We start from the raw sequence: 16403 nt of genomic DNA, 5'->3' as shown, positions 1-16403 counted from the left end.
GGGTGACAGCGCTTCAAGATTGAACGCCTCGGTCGGGATCGGCCGCCGCGTCACCCCACCCCTACCCCTCCCCATCAAGGGGAGGGGAGAGAGCTATCTGGACTTCCCGCCTATGAGACCCGTCTTCGTCAACATCGGTGAGCGCACCAACGTCACCGGCTCGGCCAAGTTCAAGAAGCTGATCGTCGAGGGCAACTACGCCGAAGCGCTGTCGGTCGCGCGCCAGCAGGTCGAGGCCGGCGCCCAGGTCATCGACGTCAACATGGACGAGGGCCTGCTGGACAGCCAGCAGGCGATGATCACCTTCCTGAACCTGATGGCCGCCGAGCCCGACATCGCCCGGGTGCCGGTGATGATCGACAGCTCCAAGTGGGAGGTGATCGAGGCCGGTCTGAAGTGCGTCCAGGGCAAGGCGATCGTCAACTCGATCAGCCTCAAGGAGGGCGAAGCCAAGTTCCTGGAACAGGCCAAGCTGTGCCTGCGCTACGGCGCCGCCGTGGTGGTCATGGCCTTCGACGAGGTCGGCCAGGCCGATACCGAGGCGCGCAAGGTCGAGATCTGCGAGCGGGCCTACAACACCCTGGTGGAGAAGGTGGGCTTCCCGCCCGAGGACATCATCTTCGACCCGAACATCTTTGCCGTGGCGACCGGGATCGAGGAGCACGACAACTACGCCGTCGACTTCATCGAGGCCACGCGCCGCATCAAGCAGATGCTGCCCTATGCGCGGGTGTCGGGCGGGGTATCGAACGTCTCGTTCAGCTTCCGCGGCAACGAGCCGGTGCGCCGGGCGATCCACTCGGTGTTCCTGTACCACGCCATCAACGCCGGCATGGACATGGGCATCGTCAATGCCGGCGACCTGCCGGTCTATGACGACATCGATCCGGTGCTGCGCGAGGCCGTCGAGGACGTGATCCTCAACCGTCCCCAGCGCGACCCGAACCAGACCAACACCGAGCGCCTGGTCGAGATGGCCCCCCGCTACAAGGGCGAGAAGGGCCAGCAGCAGGTCGCTAACCTAGCCTGGCGCGAGGGCACGGTGAACGAGCGCCTGACCCACGCCCTGGTCCACGGCATCACCGAATTCATCGAGGCCGACACTGAAGAGGCGCGCCTGGCCGCCGAGCGTCCGCTGCACGTGATCGAAGGCCCGCTGATGGACGGCATGAACGTCGTCGGCGACCTGTTCGGCGCGGGCAAGATGTTCCTGCCCCAGGTCGTGAAGTCGGCCCGCGTCATGAAGCAGGCCGTCGCCTGGCTGATGCCGTTCATGGAGGCCGAGAAGGAAGGCCAGGAGCGCCAGGCCGCCGGCAAGGTGCTTATGGCGACCGTGAAGGGCGACGTCCACGACATCGGCAAGAACATCGTCGGCGTCGTGCTGCAATGTAACAACTACGAGGTCGTCGATCTCGGCGTCATGGTCCCCGCCGACCGCATCCTCGACGAAGCGAAAAAGCACAAGGTCGATATGATCGGCCTCTCCGGCCTGATCACCCCCTCGCTGGACGAGATGGTGTTCGTGGCCGCCGAGATGGAGCGCCAGGGCTTCGACATCCCGCTGCTGATCGGCGGCGCCACCACCAGCCGCACCCACACGGCGGTGAAGATCGAGCCGGCCTATCGCCGCGGCCCCACGACCTATGTCGTCGACGCCAGCCGCGCCGTGGGCGTGGTCTCCTCGCTGCTGTCGCCGACCGAGCGCGACAAGACCATCGCCGAGACCCGCGCCGAATATGTGAAGGTCCGCGAGCAGTACGCGCGCGGCCAGACCACCAAGGCCCGGACCTCGATCCAGGAGGCCCGCAAGCGCGCCTTCGTCATCGATTGGAAGGGCTACACGCCGCCCAAGCCAGCGTTCCTTGGCGCGCGGACGTTCGAACCGTCCCTGGCCGAGCTGGTCCCGTTCATCGACTGGTCGCCGTTCTTCGCAAGCTGGGAGCTGATCGGCCGCTTCCCGCAGATCCTGGAGGACGACGTGGTCGGCCAGGCCGCCACGGACCTCTATCGCGACGCCCGCGCCATGCTGGACAAGGTGGTCGAGGAAAAGTGGTTCGGGGCCAAGGGCGTGATCGGCTTCTGGCCCGCCCAGGCCCAGGGCGACGACATCGTGCTCTACACCGACGACACGCGGACCGCCGAGTTCTCGCGCCTGCACACCCTGCGCCAGCAGATGGACAAGGGGGAGGGCAAATCGAACGTCGCCCTGTCGGACTTCGTCGCGCCGATCGGGCAGGGGGCGGACTATGTCGGCGGCTTCGCGGTCACGGCCGGCCATGGCGAGGACGAGATCGTCAAGAAATTCAAGGACGCTGGCGACGACTACAGCGCCATCATGGCCTCGGCCCTGGCCGACCGCCTGGCCGAGGCCTTCGCCGAGTGGCTGCACCACAAGGCCCGGGTCGAGCTGTGGGGCTACGCCGCCGACGAGGACGCCGATGTCGAGCGCCTGATCGCCGAGAAGTACCAAGGCATCCGCCCCGCGCCCGGCTATCCGGCCCAGCCCGACCACACCGAGAAGGGCACGCTGTTCAAGCTGCTCGACGCTGAGGCGGCCACGGGGCTGAAGCTGACCGAGAGCTACGCCATGACCCCCGGCGCGGCGGTCTCCGGGCTCTATTTCAGCCATCCGCGGGCGCACTATTTCGGCGTCGGCAAGATCGACGCCGACCAGGTCGAGGACTACGCGGTCCGCAAGGGCTGGGACCTGGCCACCGCCGAGCGCTGGCTGTCGCCGATCCTCAATTACGACCCGCTGGCGAGGGCGCGGGGCGAGGCGGCCTGACCGACCTGTTCGGCCAAGGGCGCCCGAAACCCCATTTCGCGTAACAACGTCAGATAAAGCGCCTACGGAAGGTTTCGCATAAGGTTTCCGCAAGGGTTATCGTCAAGGATGCGCCCATCTCTGGGGAGAGAGATGGACCGTCGCAACATAGAGCTTAAGATCTTTGGCCTGATCGTCGGCATGGCGGCGGGCATGATCCTGCTCGCCGGTATCGCCCTGACTCTCGCCACGCGGCACGCCGATCAGCGGGAGCGTCAGTACGAGCAGACCCTGGTCGGCAACGGTCTGCGCCAGCGCGGCAAGGAGGTTCAGACCGCGCTCAATCCCTATGTGATCTGGGACGAGGCGATCATCAAGCTGGACAACCAGTTCGACCCGGCTTGGGCGCGTCAGAATATCGGCGCGTCGCTGGGCGGGGCCCTGGGCTACAAGGTCGTCTATGTCCTGGATGCCGACGGCCGACCGATCTATGGCCACGTCAACGGCCAGGACGTCGCTCCGGAGACCTACGCGCGCTACGCGGGGCCGACCCAGCGGCTCGTCGAGACCGTCCGCGAGATCGAGAAGGATCCCAAGAAGGTCGCCGAGTTGCGGGCCGTGCACGGCAGCCGCGTCGAACTAATCGGCGCCGAGCCGGTGCTGATGACCGTGTCGCTGATCCGCCCCGATCTGAAGGCCAAGACCCGAGGCCCCCGCGCGCCGCTTTTGGTGACGGGCATTCCGGTGGCCAACAGCGTGATCAAGACCTTCTCCGACCGCTTCCTGCTGCACGACGCCCATATCGCCATCGTCAGGCCGGCCGACCCGCCCTCGGCCGACGCCGAGACGGTGCTGGGCAAGGCGACCGATGGGCGACGCATCGTCCTGCGCTGGAGCGCCCGCAAGCCAGGCGAGGAGTTGCTGAGGTCGGCGAGCCCGCTGCTGGGCCTGGCCATCCTGGCGGCCGGCGCCGGCTCCATCCTGCTGTTCCGCATCACTCGCCGCGCGGCCAAGAAGCTGCTGCTGAGCGAGGCCGAGGCCAAGCACCTGGCGCTGCACGATCCGCTGACGGGCCTGGCCAACCGCACCCTGTTCACCGACCGGCTGGTCCACGCCCACGCGACCCTGAGGCGCAAGCCCGGCCATCTGGGCGTGCTCTGCATCGACCTCGACCGGTTCAAGGAAGTCAACGACAGCTACGGCCACGACGCCGGCGATCAGCTGATCCGCGAGGTGGCCCGCCGTCTGAAGGTGATCTGCCGCGAGACCGACACCATCTGCCGCCTGGGCGGCGACGAGTTCGCCATCATCCAGCCCGACACCACGCCCAATGGCGCCGCGGCCCTGGCCCAACGCGTCGTCGACGGCCTGTCCGGCGAGGTCGATCTGTCGATCGGTCGGGCCGAGCTGTCTTGCTCGGTCGGCGTCGCGGTGGTCTCCGACGCCGAACAGGGCCAGGCCGAGCTTCTGCGTCAGGCCGACGTCGCCCTTTATCGCGCCAAGGAGGCCGGCCGCGGCCGCTTCGCCTTCTTTGAGCCGGAGATGGACGCCGCCCTGCGCCTGCGGAAGGGCTTGGAGCGCGACCTGCGGGCCGCGCTCGACAATGACGCCCTGACCGTCGCCTACCAGCCGTTGACCGACGCCAAGCGTCGCATGGTCGGGGTCGAGGCGCTGGCCCGCTGGACCCACCCCGAGCGGGGCGAGATCTCCCCCGCCATCTTCATTCCGCTGGCCGAGTCCTGCGGCCTGATCGGCGCGGTCGGCGCGGCCGTGTTCCGCCGCGCCTGCTATGACAGCCTGCGCTGGACGGGGCTGGAGGTGTCGGTCAACGTGTCGGCGCTCCAGCTGTCGGCGCCCGGCTTCGTCGGCGAGGTCGAGGCGATCCTGGCCGAGACCGGCGCGCGGCCCGAAACCTTCATGCTGGAAATCACCGAGACCGCGCTTCTGAAGGACAGCGACGGCGTGCACGAGGCTCTGCGGCGCCTGAAGCGCCAAGGCTTCCGGCTGGCGCTGGACGACTTCGGCACCGGCTATGCCAGCCTGGCCTATCTGCGCCGCCATCCGATCGACAAGCTGAAGATCGACCGCTCGTTCGTGTCCAGCCTTCCCGGCAATGGCGAGTCGGTGGCGGTGGCCTCGGCGATCGTCAGCCTGGCCAAGTCGCTGGGCCTGAAGACCACCGCCGAAGGGGTCGAGACCCAGGGCCAGTTCGACGCCCTGATCAAGCTCGGCTGCATCGAGTTCCAGGGTTACCTGCTGGGTCGTCCGATGTCGGCCGACGCCATCTCCGCCGTCCGGATCCAGGCCAAGGCCAGCTGATTTCCCAAGCGTGAGCTAGAGCCAGTCTGTTTCGAATGGACCCATTCGAAACAGATAAACAGGCTCGATTTCAAACATTTAGAGCCTGCTAGCCGCCGAAACCGCTCACACTTACGGCTAGCACGCTCTAGCCAACGCATCCTCGCGGCCGCATCTTGTTCCCAACGACAAGACGGGAGGGGACGATGGAGCGGTCAGGCGTCAGCCGCCGGACTTTGGGGGCCCAGGCTCTGGGCATGGCGGCGCTGGGCGGCGCGGCCTTCGGGCTTGAGGGCTGCGAGAATGCGCGCCCGACCGACCTGAAGCCGAAAAGCCGGCGATTTCCGGAAGACTTCGTCTGGGGCGTCGCCACCGCCGCCTTCCAGACCGAAGGGGGCCAGACCGCCGACGGGCGCGGTCCCAGCGTCTGGGACCTGTTCGAAAAGGTCCCCGGTCACGTCAAGGACGGCTCGGACGCCACGGTCGCCACCGACAGCTATCGGCGCTTCCAGGAGGACGTCGACACGATGGCCGCGATGGCGCTGAACGCCTACCGCTTCTCGATCAGCTGGTCGCGGATCCTGCCGACGGGGGAGGGCGCGGTGAACGCGGCCGGTCTCGACCACTACGCCAGGCTGGTCGATGCGCTGCTGGAAAAGGGGATCACGCCCTATGCGACCCTGTTCCACTGGGACCTGCCCCAGGGCTTGCAGGCCAAGGGCGGCTGGGCGAGCCGCGACACCGCCCAGCGCCTGGCCGACTACGCCCACGCGGTCGTCGACCGGCTGGGCGACCGGCTCAAGCACTACATCGTCCTCAACGAGGCGGCGGTGCACGCCGTGTTCGGCCATGTGCTCGGCGAGCACGCCCCGGGGCTGAAGGACATCGGCCTGCTGGGCAAGGTCGTCCATCACATGAACCTCGGCCAGGGCCTGGCGATGCAGGCGCTGCGGGCGGGGACCCAAGGCGCGACCGTGGGCACGACCATGGCGCTGCAGCCCTGCCGCCCGGCCGGCGGGCCGTGGGCGGTCTGGAACCGCCTGGCCTCCGACGGGCTCGACGCGCTGTGGAACAAGGCCTGGCTGGATCCCCTGTTCAAGGGGTCCTATCCCAAGGACATGGACGACCTGCTGAAGGGCGTCGTTCGCGACGGCGACATGGCCGTCACCCGCCAGCGCGTCGACTTCCTGGGCGTGAACTACTACGCCCCGGCCTATGTGCGGCTTGATCTGTCGTCGCCCAGCAAGATCGCCCCGGCCCAGCCGCCGAGGGGCGCGGAGCTCGACGCCTTCGGCCGTCACATCGATCCGTCCGGCCTGTTCGAGGTCCTGGACCGCGTCCGCCGCGAGTACGGCGCGCCGAGGATGCTGGTCACCGAGAACGGCTGCTCGGATCCGTTCGGGACCGGGCCGGCCATCCTCGACGACCGTTTCCGCATCACCTATCTGCGCCGGCACCTGGAGGCGGTGCTGGCCGCCCGCGAGGCCGGCTGCGACGTGGGCGGCTATTTCGAATGGACCCTGGTCGACAATTTCGAGTGGGACCTCGGCTACACCTCGAAGTTCGGCCTGATCGCCATGGACCGGAAAACCGGCGCCAGGACGCCCAAGGCCTCCGCCGCTTGGTACGCGGCGCTGGCCAGGACGGGCGGCCTGCCGGCCACGCCCTGATCCGGCGAAACTAGTCGGCCTTGCAGAGCAGCACGTCCTTGCCGCCGCGCTTGGCGGGGACAAGGCTGCCGGCGCACGGCGCGGGGTTGGCCGGATCGACGATGGTCTCCTTGCTCGCGGAGACGGCGGGCTTGGCCGCGGGCTTCGGCGCGGCCTTAGTGGTCTTGGCGGCGACCTTGGTCGTCTTGGTCTCGGTCTTGGCCGGCTCGGGCGCGACGGCGGTCGACGGCGTTTCGGCGGGCGGCGGCGCGGCGGGGGTGGGCGACGCGGGCGCAGGCGATTGCGCGTTCACCGCCGAGGCGGCGTTGTAGTTCAGGGCCTTGCCCAGGATGGTCGACTTGACCTCCAGGGCCTTGGCGCGGCGCTCGCAGTCGCCGGGCGGGCTCCAGCTCATCCACATCTGCGCGAGGCGGGCCTTGTCCACCGAATCGGCGCCGCTCCACATGGCCGCGCCGCGCTTGACCTGCGCGCCGCCATATTCGGAGATCGGACGCGGGCTGGCCTTTTCGGCCGCCGTGATCGCCGAGGCGAAGGTCTTCAGGTCCTTCTGCGCCTGGGCGCGCAGCTCCGGATAGGTCTTCAGCGCGGCCTGCACCCCGTCGGGACCGGGGAAGGCCTTCTCGATGCGCGTCACCTCCGGCATCACCCGGTCGTACAGCGACGTGTAGCCGCCCAGCGCGCCGTAGCACCAGGCGACATAGCCGTACTCGTCCGTGGGCGGCGCGTTGGGACCTTGGGGGGCGGCCGAACCGTCCTGGGCCAGGAGAGCGAGAGCGAGAAAGAGGGCGTTCGCCATGCGGGCGGAGGTCCTTTTGAAACAGCGTCGGGACTGACTAGAGCATTTCGGTCGCGAATGGGACCGTAGCGTGGCGCGGACGCCAAGCGTGGCCATAACGAGCGACGCGCCGTTTGGCTCCCGCGTCGCGGCGGGGAGCCCTTTCGCCGCATTGCGCTAAAGTCATGTGAACGATCATTCTCAATGTGCTACGTAACTTGATGAGGGGCTGATCCGGATGGGTCTGTCCCGCGTATGTCTAATGTCCGTCGCTGGTTTCGAGGCGCTCCATGACCTTCTGGCGCAATATCGCGAGCATCGCCGCCCGCCGCCTTGACCTGGCGGACTGCACCGAATGTCCGAGCGGCCTGCCCGGCGAGGACCCCGCGTTCTCGACGGCGGTGACGGCGCTGGGCGCCAAGCTGGCCAAGGTCGACGGCCGGGCCGACGGCGGCGAGTTCGCGGCCTTCACCGAGGTGTTCCAGCCCGATCCGGCGTCGGAGCAGAACATTCACCGCCTGTATGACCTGGCGCGCCAGACCACCCACGGCTTCGAGAGCTACGCCAAGCGCCTCGCCAAGCGCTACAGCACCTGCCCGCAGCTGCTGGAGGACGTGGTCGACGGCCTGTTCCACATCGCCAAGGCCGACGGCGTGGTGACCCACGACGAGCTCGACTACCTGGAGCGGGTGTCGAAGCTGTTCGGCATGTCGCCGCTGTCGTTCCGCCGCCTGCGCGCCACCCATCTGGGCGTCGGCGCCGATGATCCCTACGCCATTCTGGAAGTGGCGCCGGACGCCGATGACGCGACCGTGCGCCACGCGTGGAAGCTGGCCCTGTCCAGCGCCCACCCGGACCGCGCCCGCGCGCGCGGCCTGCCGGCCGAGTTCATCGAGGTCGCCGAGGCCAAGGCCGCCGCCATCAACGCGGCCTTCTCGACCGTGATGCGCGAGCGTCGGGAACTGGGTTTGGCCGCGGCGGGTTGAGCGAGGCGAATGGCCGCTGTCCGCAAGGCGTCAAAAAGGCTTTCCAACCCGCGCCGACGGGTGTTCAGTTGCGGTTCAGGGCTTGTGAACCAACTTGATTGATCATGAGCGCCTACGAAAGGACGACGATGACCCGCACCGCCGCCGCCTCGCCCTGGCATAACCTGGCCTGGTTCGTGGGCGCGCTCGCCACCTCGGCGGCCGTGGTGATCGGGGCGGTGCTGGCGGTGGTGTTCGCCGCGACCGTCGTCGCCGTCGGCTTCATGGGCAGCGCCCTGTTCGGCCTGGCGGCCTTCGCGTTCCGCGGTCGCAAGACGATCAAGACCCCCGCCGACGACGGCCTGATCGAAGCCCGCCACCTGGGCGGCCACTCCTGGGTCGCCTACGGCTGGAACGAGCGGTCGTAGCCCAAACGCCGTCCATCCCCGCGAAAGCGGGGACCCAAGCTGACTCTTCGGAGATCCTCTGACGTCGAGCGAGCGGTCGATCCCGCATGGGTCCCCGCTTTCGCGGGGATGAGCGGAAGAGGGGTTGCCCTGCGTCGCCGCGTATCCCATCCTCCATTCAAACAAGTGTTGGGAGGTAAGCATGATCGGTGTGGTCGCGACCTTGAAGGTCCAGCCGGCGAAGGCCGCGGAGTTCGAGAAGACGTTCCTGGACCTGGCCGCCAAGGTCAAAGCCAACGAGCCGGGCTGCCTCGTCTACCAGCTGACCAAGTCGCGCACGGAAGAGGGCGTCTACAAGGTGCTGGAGCTCTACGCCTCGGCCGACGCGCTGAAGCACCACGGCGGCACCGACTACTTCAAGGCCGCGGGCGCGGCGATGGGCCCGACCATGGCCGGCGCGCCGGTCATCGAATATCTCGACGCGGTGGAGTAGGGCGGTGGATCTGGCCTTTTCGCCCGAGGACCTGGCGTTCCAGCGGGAGGTCCGTGACTGGATCGCCACCGCCTATGACGAGGGCCTGCGGGCCCAGATGGCGCGCTCCAAGAACGGCTATCTCGACAAGGCCGGCCAGGTGGCCTGGCAGAAGAAGCTCTATCAGCGCGGCTGGGTCGCGCCGGACTGGCCGGTCGAGCTGGGCGGGGCGGGTTTCACGCCGTCGCAGCGCTATATCTTCAACATGGAGATGAGCCTGGCCGGCGTGCCGACCTCTTCGCCGATGGGCCTGAAGATGGTCGCGCCGGTGATCATGGCCTTCGGCTCCGAGGAGCAGAAGGCCCAGCACCTGCCGCCGATCCTGCGGTCGGACATCTGGTGGTGCCAGGGCTATTCCGAGCCGGGTTCGGGCTCGGACCTCGCCAGCCTGCAGATGCGCGCCGTCCGGGACGGCGACGACTACGTGCTGAACGGTTCGAAGATCTGGACCACCCACGCCCAGTGGGCCGACTGGATGTTCTGCCTAGTCCGCACCTCGACCGAGGGCAAGCCGCAGGAGGGCATCTCGTTCCTGCTGCTGCGGATGGACACGCCCGGCATCCAGATCAAGCCGCTGCCGACCCTGGACGGCCCGCCCGACGGCGAGCAGGAGATCAACCAGGTCTTCTTCGACAATGTCCGCGTGCCGGTCGCCAACCGCATCGGCGAGGAGAATAAGGGCTGGACCTACGCCAAGTACCTCTTGGAATTCGAACGCGGCAACGCCTACGCGCCCGGCCTGATGAACATGCTCAAGAAGGTCAAGCGCATCGCGGCCCTGGAGGCGGCCGACGACGGCGGGCGGCTGATCGACGACGCGGGCTTCCGCGACAAGATCGCCAATCTCGAGATCCAGGTGCAGGCGCTGAACGCCACCGAGCTGCGGATCTTCTCCGGGCGCTCGGCGGGCAAGGCGATCGGGCCGGCCTCGTCGATGCTGAAATGCGTCGGGTCGGAGTATCAGCAGGCGATCACGGAGCTGACCCTGGAAGCGGTCGGGACCTATGCCGCGCCGTTCGTCCAGGACCCGTGGAGCCAGAGCAACGAGCTGCGCGCCGGACCGGACTACGCCGCGCCGGCGGCGCCGGCCTATTTCAACTACCGCAAGGCCTCGATCTACGCCGGCTCCAACGAGATCCAGCGCAACATCATGGCCAAGATGGTGCTGGGGCTTTGAGGCTTCGCGTCCTTCGAAGCCCGCTTCGTGGGCGCCTCGGGATGACGAAGACAGTGCAATAGGTCCCTCATCCCGAGGTGCGCGCGCCTGAGCGCGCCTCGGGGGCTGCCCTCGGGCGCGCTGCTAGTTTTTCTCGATAGCGCTGGCTCCAAACAAATGTTTGGATCGCCCCCGACACCTCCTGTTCCGGAACGCCTCATGTCGCTCGACGCCCTGTTCAAGCCCTTCGAATTCAAGTCGCTGAAGCTGCCCAACCGGGTGGTGATGGCCCCGATGACCCGGTCGTTCTCGCCGGGCGGCGTGGCCACCGACGACGTCGCCGCCTACTACCGCCGGCGGGCCGAGGGGCAGGTGGGCGTGATCGTCACCGAAGGCACGGGCGTCGCGCGTCCGGCCTCGCTGAACGACGCCAACGTGCCGCGCTTCCACGGCGACGCCGAACTGGCCGCCTGGAAGAAGGTCGTCGACGAGGTCCACGCCGCCGGCGGTCTGATCGCCCCGCAGCTGTGGCACGTGGGCTCGGCCAAGGGGCCGGCGCAGCTGGGCAAGGTCGACAGCCCCTCGGGCCTGTCGAAGGCCGGTGGCAGCGTGTTCACCGAGCCGATGACCGACGCCGACGTGGCCGACACCATCGCCGCCTTCGCCACGGCCGCCGCCGACGCCAAGCGCCTGGGCTTCGACGCCATCGAGCTGCACGGCGCCCACGGCTATCTGATCGACCAGTTTTTCTGGAACGGCACCAATGTCCGCGACGACGTCTTCGGCGGCCCGACCATCGCCGAGCGCAGCAAGTTCGCCGCCGAGATCCTGAAGGCCGTGCGCGCCGCCGTCGGCCCCGACTATCCGGTGATCATCCGCCTGTCGCAGTGGAAGCAGCAGGACTACACGGTCAAGAACGCCGAGACGCCGCAACTGCTGGAGGCCTGGCTGCAGCCGCTGGCCGACGCCGGCGCCGACATCTTCCACTGCAGCCAGCGCCGCTTCTGGGAGCCGGAGTTCGAGGGCAGCGACCTCAACTTCGCCGGCTGGGCCAAGAAGCTGACCGGCGCGCCGACCATCACCGTCGGCTCGGTCGGCCTGTCGGGCGAGTTCATCGCCGCGTTCGGCGGGGAGGGCAGCCAGCCCGCCTCGATCGACGGCCTGCTGGAGCGCCTGGAGCGCGACGAGTTCGACCTCGTCGGCGTCGGCCGCGCCCTGCTGCAGGACCCCGAATGGGTGGTGAAGATCCGAGACGGCCGGACGGATGAGCTGAAGAGCTTCGAACGCGCGGCGCTGGGCGTGCTGTACTGACATCTTCCCCCCAGGAGGAGGCGGCCGAAGGCCGGAGGGGGAAGTTCGGGGTCTCCAGCTTCTTCCCCCTCCGTCGTCTCTTCGAGCCGACACCTCCCCCCTCCGGGGGGAGGATTTCCTAGGCGTTGAAGTTCAGCTTCAGGCCCGGCCGCGGCCAGCGCGCCTTGTAGAGCTTGCCGGTGCCCGAGGCGGTGATCCAGGCGTCGCGCATGTCGGGGCCGCCGAAGCAGATATTGGTCACGATCACGTCCGGGAAGGCGTAGTGCTCGGTCGAGCCGTCCGGGGCGAAGGCCGTGATCCCGCCATTGATGATCGTCGCCACGCAGACCTTGCCGCTCGCCTCGACCGCCAGGCTGTCCAGCAGCTGATAGCCCGGCAGGTTGCAGACCACGTTGCCCGGCATGAGCGGCGCGGCCTCGGTCAGGACGCCAGGCTCGGCGATGTCGAACGACCACAGCCGCCCCAGCATGGTGTCGGCCATGTAGACGGTCTTTTCGTCGGGCGAGAGGCCCACGCCGTTGGGCGAGACGAAGTGGTCGCGCCAGCGCACGATCTTCGAGCCGTCGGGCAGGGCGTAGTACAGCGCCCCGTACTTGCGGCCGTCGGGCGTCGAACAGCCGTGGTCGGTGAACCAGAAGCCGCCCTGCTTGTCGAAGACCAGATCGTTCGGGCCGACCAGCCGCTTGCCGTCGAAGTCCTGATAGAGCGTTTTCACCGAGCCGGTCTTCAGGTCCACCCGCTGGATCGAGCCGCCCGCGTGGGTGGGCGGGGTCGGGCCGGGGATGTTCAGGCCATTGGCCTCGAAGAAGTGGAACGCGCCGCCGTTGTTGGTGATGTAGACCGCGCCGTCGGGCCCGATCGCCGCGCCGTTGGGGCCGCCCGGCAGATCCGCCAGCGTCTCGCGGTTCCCGTCGGGCGTGACGCGGGTCAGCGTCTGGCGCTGGATCTCGACCAGGATGATCGAACCGTCCGCCATGGCGATCGGTCCTTCGGGAAACTGCAGGCCTTCGGCGACCAGTTCGATGTCCATCAGCGTCTCCTCCGCGCCTCTGTCGGGCGTCTCGGCGACTATAAACGCCCGTTTGAACCTCGCCAGCGTGACGTTCGGAGAACCGTGTCCTCCCGGTCACAGCGATCGCGGAGCGTGCGAGAACGCCGTTCTCGCCTCTTGCGACGAGTCGGCGGCCATGGGATCAGCCAAGCCTCAACCAGCTCCGGGAGGCCGATCCGCCGCATGACCGTCGTCGCCGCACAGACCAACGCACCGCCGAAGGCGGGTTGGCGCGCGCCGTCGAAGCCGTGCCGCCGATCCGCCGATCGCCTCTCGCGTCACTACCGCTAGCCGCGGCCGCTCCGGTCGCCGCCGGAGCTTTTTCATGACCATCCTGCCCTTGGCCAGCGCGACGTCCGTCGCCTCGCCGCTCTTGAAACTAATCGCCCCGGCCTATGCCGAGGTGCTGGCCGCCCTGTGGCCCGCGCCGCATACGGCCTTTCTGACCGCGCCAGCGGCCCGACGCCACCTGGTCTGCCTGATGCTGGCCGCCGAGCCCCGCGGCGGGCCGCCGATCGACGTCACCGAGCTGATGGACCTGCCGCTGCGCAAGGCCATCCGCTTGGCCCTGGAGAACGCCGCCCCCGACGGCCTGCGCCGGGCGCTGGAGCATCTGGGCGAGATCGCCTGGGCGCCGGAGGACTATCGCGCGCTCCTGAGGCTGCTGGCCGACCGAGCCCCGGCCAAGACGCTGCGGCACGCGCCGGCCATCACGCCCGATCTCGTGCGGGCGCTGAGCGCCTTGCCCGCCGACCTGCGCGAAGCCGGCGGCGTCGCGCTGCGCGTCACCCCCGCCCAGGCGGCGCTTCTCGCCGAGGCGCACGCGGTGCTGAAGAAGCGTCTGGCTCCGGAGGTTCTGGCCCAGCGCGTCGCGGCCTGGGGCCATGCGCCCACGCCCAAGGCGCTGTTCAGCCTGATCGCCGACGACTTCCGCCGCGAGCTGCCGCCGCCGCCGCATCCGGGCACCCAGCGCCTGCGGCCGCTGGAAACCATCGACGCCATCCGCGATGCGGCCCGTCGCTACCGCAACTGCCTGGCCACCTATGTCGACTACGCCGTCGACCGGCAGAGCGCGATCTACGAATGGCTGCCCGCGCCGGGGGCGGTGGTCGAGCTGACGCCCGACGCCTTCTTCGGCTGGCGTCTGGACCAGGCGCGGCTGGAGAACAACAAGTCGGTCGACGAGGCCACGCGGGAGGCCATCATCGCCGAACTGCGGGGCATGGGCGTCCACGTCGGCCGTAGCGCCTGGCAGATCCGCCGCGCCCTGGAGCGCGCCGCCTCGCCGAAATTCGAGCTCGAACCCGTCGACGCCGCGATCGCCGACTACTTCACCGACGACTGAGGCCTTGCGCGCGACCTTGATCCGGGGTGAGCGTGGTCCGCGTTTAGAAGGGGATTCTGTGATGCGGGCGTCTTTCGCGGCGATGACGATGGCGGGTCTGGTGTTGGCGGGCTGCGGGACGCGGCTGCCCGTGCTGAGCGCCAAGCCGGCGGCCATGCCGACCCGACCCAGCTGCCCGGCCATGAAGGACGAGGCGTGGAAGCCCGTCGTCGACGCCGCCGTGCACAAGGTCTTCGACCGCGATCTCCAGAAGCGCTTCGGCGGCACGGCCGTCCAACAGCGCATCGCCTGGAGCAAGACCGGTCGCGGCGACACGGTGATCACCGCGCTGCGGATCGGTCCGGCCGCCTACGCGCTGCCCGACGACGGCAAGGGCGGCGCCCTCGAGGTCGTGTTCAAGGCGTGTACGGGCAAGGTCCTGAAGACCCGCAAGCTCTCCGGTCTGGAGCGTAAGCCGAGGCCGCTGGCGGCGACGAATTAACGGCGCTCCAGCACCCTGAAAACGAAAGCGTGGTCGTCGCCCTCGCCGGCGGGATGCGCCTCGCGGCGGACCTCGGTCCAGGCGCTTTCGTCGAAGTCGGGAAAGCGCACGTCGCCCTCGACCTCGGCGGCGACCTCGGTCAGGTAGAGGCGCTTGGCCTTGGGCAGGGCCAGCTCGAACAGGGCCCGGCCGCCGATCACGCAGACCTCGTCGACCCCGTCGTCGGCCGCCTGTTCCTTGGCGATCTGCACCGCCTCCGACCAGTTGTCGGTGACCACGGCGCCGGCGGGTTCGAAGCTCTGGTCGCGGGTCAGGACGATGTTCATCCGGCCGGGCAGGGGCTTGCGCGGCAGGCTGTCCCAGGTCTTGCGACCCATGATGATCGGCTTGCCCAGGGTGCACGCCTTGAAGATGGCGAGGTCCGACTTCAGTCGCCAAGGCAGGTCGTTGTCACGCCCGATCACGCCATTGATCGAACGGGCGACCGGTCCAAGCGTCAGGATAGGCATGCTCATGCGCCCTGATTAGCGTTTGCGAGCGCGACGCGCCATGGCTTGATCCAAACCTGAACCGTGATCACTGTCGTCGCCCAAGACCACGGGCCGGGGAGGGCGCGATGACGGTGACGGCGTTCGAGATGCACATGGCCCGCACGGGCGGGGCGGAGGTGCTGAAGGGCCGCGAAGTGACCCTGCCGCCGCCCGGTCCTGGCCAGGCGCGGGTGGCGATCGAGGCGGCGGGCGTGGCTTTCGCCGACATCGTGATGCGCACCGGTCTCTATCCCGGCGTGAAGGCGCCAGTGACGCCGGGCTATGACTTCGTGGGCCGGATCGAGGCGCTGGGTCCCGACGTCGCGGGCTTTCAGGTCGGCCAGCGCGTCGCGGCGCTGACCGTGACGGGCTCCTACGCCACGCGCCGCAATGTCGAGGCGCGGCATCTGGTGGTCGCGCCCGACACCGCCCCGGCCGAAGCCTTGGTCGCCGGGGTGCTGAACGGCCTGACCGCCTGGCAGATGTTCCATCGCGTCGCCAGCGCCGCCCCGGACGAATGGGTGCTGGTCCACGGCGCGGCAGGCGGCGTCGGCGGCCTGCTGCTCGAGCTGGCGCGCCTGTCGGGCGTCAGGACCATCGGCACGGCCTCGGCTGGCAAGAAGGCCGAGGTCGAGGCCAAGGGCGGCGTCCATGTCGACTACCGCGCCGAGGCGGTCGCCGAGCGGGCCCTGTCGATCTCCGGCGGCGGGGTCGTGGCGGCCTTTGACCATGTCGGCGGCGCGCACCTGAAGGCCGCGTCCCTGGCCGCGCTGCGTGACGGCGGGACCGCCGTGCTCTATGGCGGCTACGACGCCACCAAGGGCGGCAAGGCTCGCCCGCTGGCCATGATCAAGATGCTGCTGGCGGACCGGCTCTCGGCGCTGAGCCTGTTCAGCGGCAGCCGGGGCGTGGCGGGCTACAACGTCACCTCCTGGCGCGACGCGCGACCGGGACCCTATCGCGAGGACCTGGCCAAGGTTCTGGACCTGATCGGCCAGGGCGCGATCCAGCCCAAGATCGCCAAGGTGCTGCCGCTGGCGGAGGCCGGCGAAGCCCAGGCGCTTCTGCAGTCGGCGAAGCTGGCCGGGAAGATCGTGTTGAAGCCGTAGCGGGCTGTC

General features: G+C 68.8%; 14 protein-coding genes. 11 read left to right on the top strand and 3 right to left on the bottom strand.

The window, feature by feature from the left end; translation table 11 throughout:
• Window positions 1-97 precede the first annotated feature (97 nt).
• From metH to Q0V34_RS06990, 3 genes are all read left to right on the top strand, one after another.
• Window positions 98-2785: a methionine synthase gene (gene metH / locus Q0V34_RS07000; protein WP_297509890.1), complete on the top strand. Its 2688-nt coding sequence runs from the start codon at window positions 98-100 to the stop codon at window positions 2783-2785.
• A gap of 132 nt (window positions 2786-2917) precedes the next feature.
• The gene (locus Q0V34_RS06995) at window positions 2918-5083 is read left to right on the top strand and encodes an EAL domain-containing protein (RefSeq protein WP_297509762.1); all 2166 of its coding nucleotides are present in this window, start codon (window positions 2918-2920) and stop codon (window positions 5081-5083) included.
• Between the two features lie 185 nt (window positions 5084-5268).
• Window positions 5269-6732 (top strand): GH1 family beta-glucosidase, encoded by a 1464-nt coding sequence (locus tag Q0V34_RS06990; RefSeq protein WP_297509759.1) that lies wholly within the window; start codon window positions 5269-5271, stop codon window positions 6730-6732.
• A gap of 10 nt (window positions 6733-6742) precedes the next feature.
• Here Q0V34_RS06990 and Q0V34_RS06985 read toward each other — a convergent pair whose 3' ends face one another.
• Window positions 6743-7528 (bottom strand): hypothetical protein, encoded by a 786-nt coding sequence (locus Q0V34_RS06985; RefSeq protein ID WP_297509757.1) that lies wholly within the window; start codon window positions 7526-7528, stop codon window positions 6743-6745.
• Window positions 7529-7797: 269 nt separating this feature from the next.
• Here Q0V34_RS06985 and Q0V34_RS06980 point away from each other — a divergent pair, with 269 nt between their 5' ends.
• The 5 genes from Q0V34_RS06980 (at window position 7798) to Q0V34_RS06960 (ending at window position 11878) form a co-directional block, all read left to right on the top strand.
• Window positions 7798-8493 (top strand): DnaJ family molecular chaperone, encoded by a 696-nt coding sequence (locus Q0V34_RS06980; protein WP_297509754.1) that lies wholly within the window; start codon window positions 7798-7800, stop codon window positions 8491-8493.
• Between the two features lie 98 nt (window positions 8494-8591).
• On the top strand, window positions 8592-8900 hold the full coding sequence (locus tag Q0V34_RS06975) for a hypothetical protein (protein ID WP_297509752.1): 309 nt from the start codon (window positions 8592-8594) through the stop codon (window positions 8898-8900).
• Between the two features lie 181 nt (window positions 8901-9081).
• Window positions 9082-9372, top strand: coding sequence for a putative quinol monooxygenase (locus Q0V34_RS06970; RefSeq protein ID WP_297509749.1), 291 nt, complete (start codon window positions 9082-9084; stop codon window positions 9370-9372).
• A gap of 4 nt (window positions 9373-9376) precedes the next feature.
• Window positions 9377-10588 (top strand): acyl-CoA dehydrogenase family protein, encoded by a 1212-nt coding sequence (locus Q0V34_RS06965; protein WP_297509748.1) that lies wholly within the window; start codon window positions 9377-9379, stop codon window positions 10586-10588.
• 198 nt (window positions 10589-10786) lie between these two features.
• On the top strand, window positions 10787-11878 hold the full coding sequence (locus tag Q0V34_RS06960; protein WP_297509746.1) for an NADH:flavin oxidoreductase: 1092 nt from the start codon (window positions 10787-10789) through the stop codon (window positions 11876-11878).
• Between the two features lie 118 nt (window positions 11879-11996).
• Here the strand turns inward: Q0V34_RS06960 and Q0V34_RS06955 are convergent, their stop codons facing one another.
• Window positions 11997-12908: an SMP-30/gluconolactonase/LRE family protein gene (locus Q0V34_RS06955; protein ID WP_297509744.1), complete on the bottom strand. Its 912-nt coding sequence runs from the start codon at window positions 12906-12908 to the stop codon at window positions 11997-11999.
• A 346-nt stretch (window positions 12909-13254) separates the two neighbouring features.
• Between Q0V34_RS06955 and Q0V34_RS06950 the strand changes: the two genes are divergently transcribed.
• Complete coding sequence (locus Q0V34_RS06950) at window positions 13255-14274, top strand: hypothetical protein (protein WP_297509741.1); 1020 nt, start codon at window positions 13255-13257, stop codon at window positions 14272-14274.
• Window positions 14275-14335: 61 nt separating this feature from the next.
• Complete coding sequence (locus Q0V34_RS06945) at window positions 14336-14755, top strand: hypothetical protein (RefSeq protein WP_297509738.1); 420 nt, start codon at window positions 14336-14338, stop codon at window positions 14753-14755.
• On the opposite strand, the gene Q0V34_RS06940 is transcribed toward Q0V34_RS06945, so the two are convergent.
• Window positions 14752-15270 carry a dihydrofolate reductase gene (locus Q0V34_RS06940; RefSeq protein WP_297509736.1) on the bottom strand — a complete coding sequence of 173 codons (519 nt, stop codon included), beginning with the start codon at window positions 15268-15270 and terminating at the stop codon, window positions 14752-14754. The genes Q0V34_RS06945 and Q0V34_RS06940 overlap by 4 nt on opposite strands.
• A gap of 101 nt (window positions 15271-15371) precedes the next feature.
• On the opposite strand from Q0V34_RS06940, the gene Q0V34_RS06935 reads away from it, so the two are divergent.
• Complete coding sequence (locus Q0V34_RS06935; RefSeq protein ID WP_297509733.1) at window positions 15372-16394, top strand: medium chain dehydrogenase/reductase family protein; 1023 nt, start codon at window positions 15372-15374, stop codon at window positions 16392-16394.
• Window positions 16395-16403 lie beyond the last annotated feature (9 nt).

Origin of the sequence: uncultured Caulobacter sp., from assembly GCF_947036865.1 — a bacterium.
Lineage (GTDB): Bacteria > Pseudomonadota > Alphaproteobacteria > Caulobacterales > Caulobacteraceae > Caulobacter.
Note: the sequence above shows the minus strand (reverse complement) of the source record. Positions and strands in the feature narration are given on the sequence as shown.

Excerpts from the sequence above, each read along its gene's own strand:
- Q0V34_RS06935 (WP_297509733.1), top strand. The coding sequence starts at position 15,372 with ATGACGGTGACGGCGTTCGAGATGCACATGGCCCGCACGGGCGGGGCG.
- Q0V34_RS06950 (WP_297509741.1), top strand. The coding sequence starts at position 13,255 with ATGACCATCCTGCCCTTGGCCAGCGCGACGTCCGTCGCCTCGCCGCTC.
- Q0V34_RS06955 (WP_297509744.1), bottom strand. The coding sequence starts at position 12,908 with ATGGACATCGAACTGGTCGCCGAAGGCCTGCAGTTTCCCGAAGGACCG.
- Q0V34_RS06980 (WP_297509754.1), top strand. The coding sequence starts at position 7,798 with ATGACCTTCTGGCGCAATATCGCGAGCATCGCCGCCCGCCGCCTTGAC.
- Q0V34_RS06985 (WP_297509757.1), bottom strand. The coding sequence starts at position 7,528 with ATGGCGAACGCCCTCTTTCTCGCTCTCGCTCTCCTGGCCCAGGACGGT.
- Q0V34_RS06940 (WP_297509736.1), bottom strand. The coding sequence starts at position 15,270 with ATGAGCATGCCTATCCTGACGCTTGGACCGGTCGCCCGTTCGATCAAT.
- Q0V34_RS06945 (WP_297509738.1), top strand. The coding sequence starts at position 14,336 with ATGCGGGCGTCTTTCGCGGCGATGACGATGGCGGGTCTGGTGTTGGCG.
- Q0V34_RS06970 (WP_297509749.1), top strand. The coding sequence starts at position 9,082 with ATGATCGGTGTGGTCGCGACCTTGAAGGTCCAGCCGGCGAAGGCCGCG.
- Q0V34_RS06990 (WP_297509759.1), top strand. The coding sequence starts at position 5,269 with ATGGAGCGGTCAGGCGTCAGCCGCCGGACTTTGGGGGCCCAGGCTCTG.
- Q0V34_RS06995 (WP_297509762.1), top strand. The coding sequence starts at position 2,918 with ATGGACCGTCGCAACATAGAGCTTAAGATCTTTGGCCTGATCGTCGGC.
- Q0V34_RS06960 (WP_297509746.1), top strand. The coding sequence starts at position 10,787 with ATGTCGCTCGACGCCCTGTTCAAGCCCTTCGAATTCAAGTCGCTGAAG.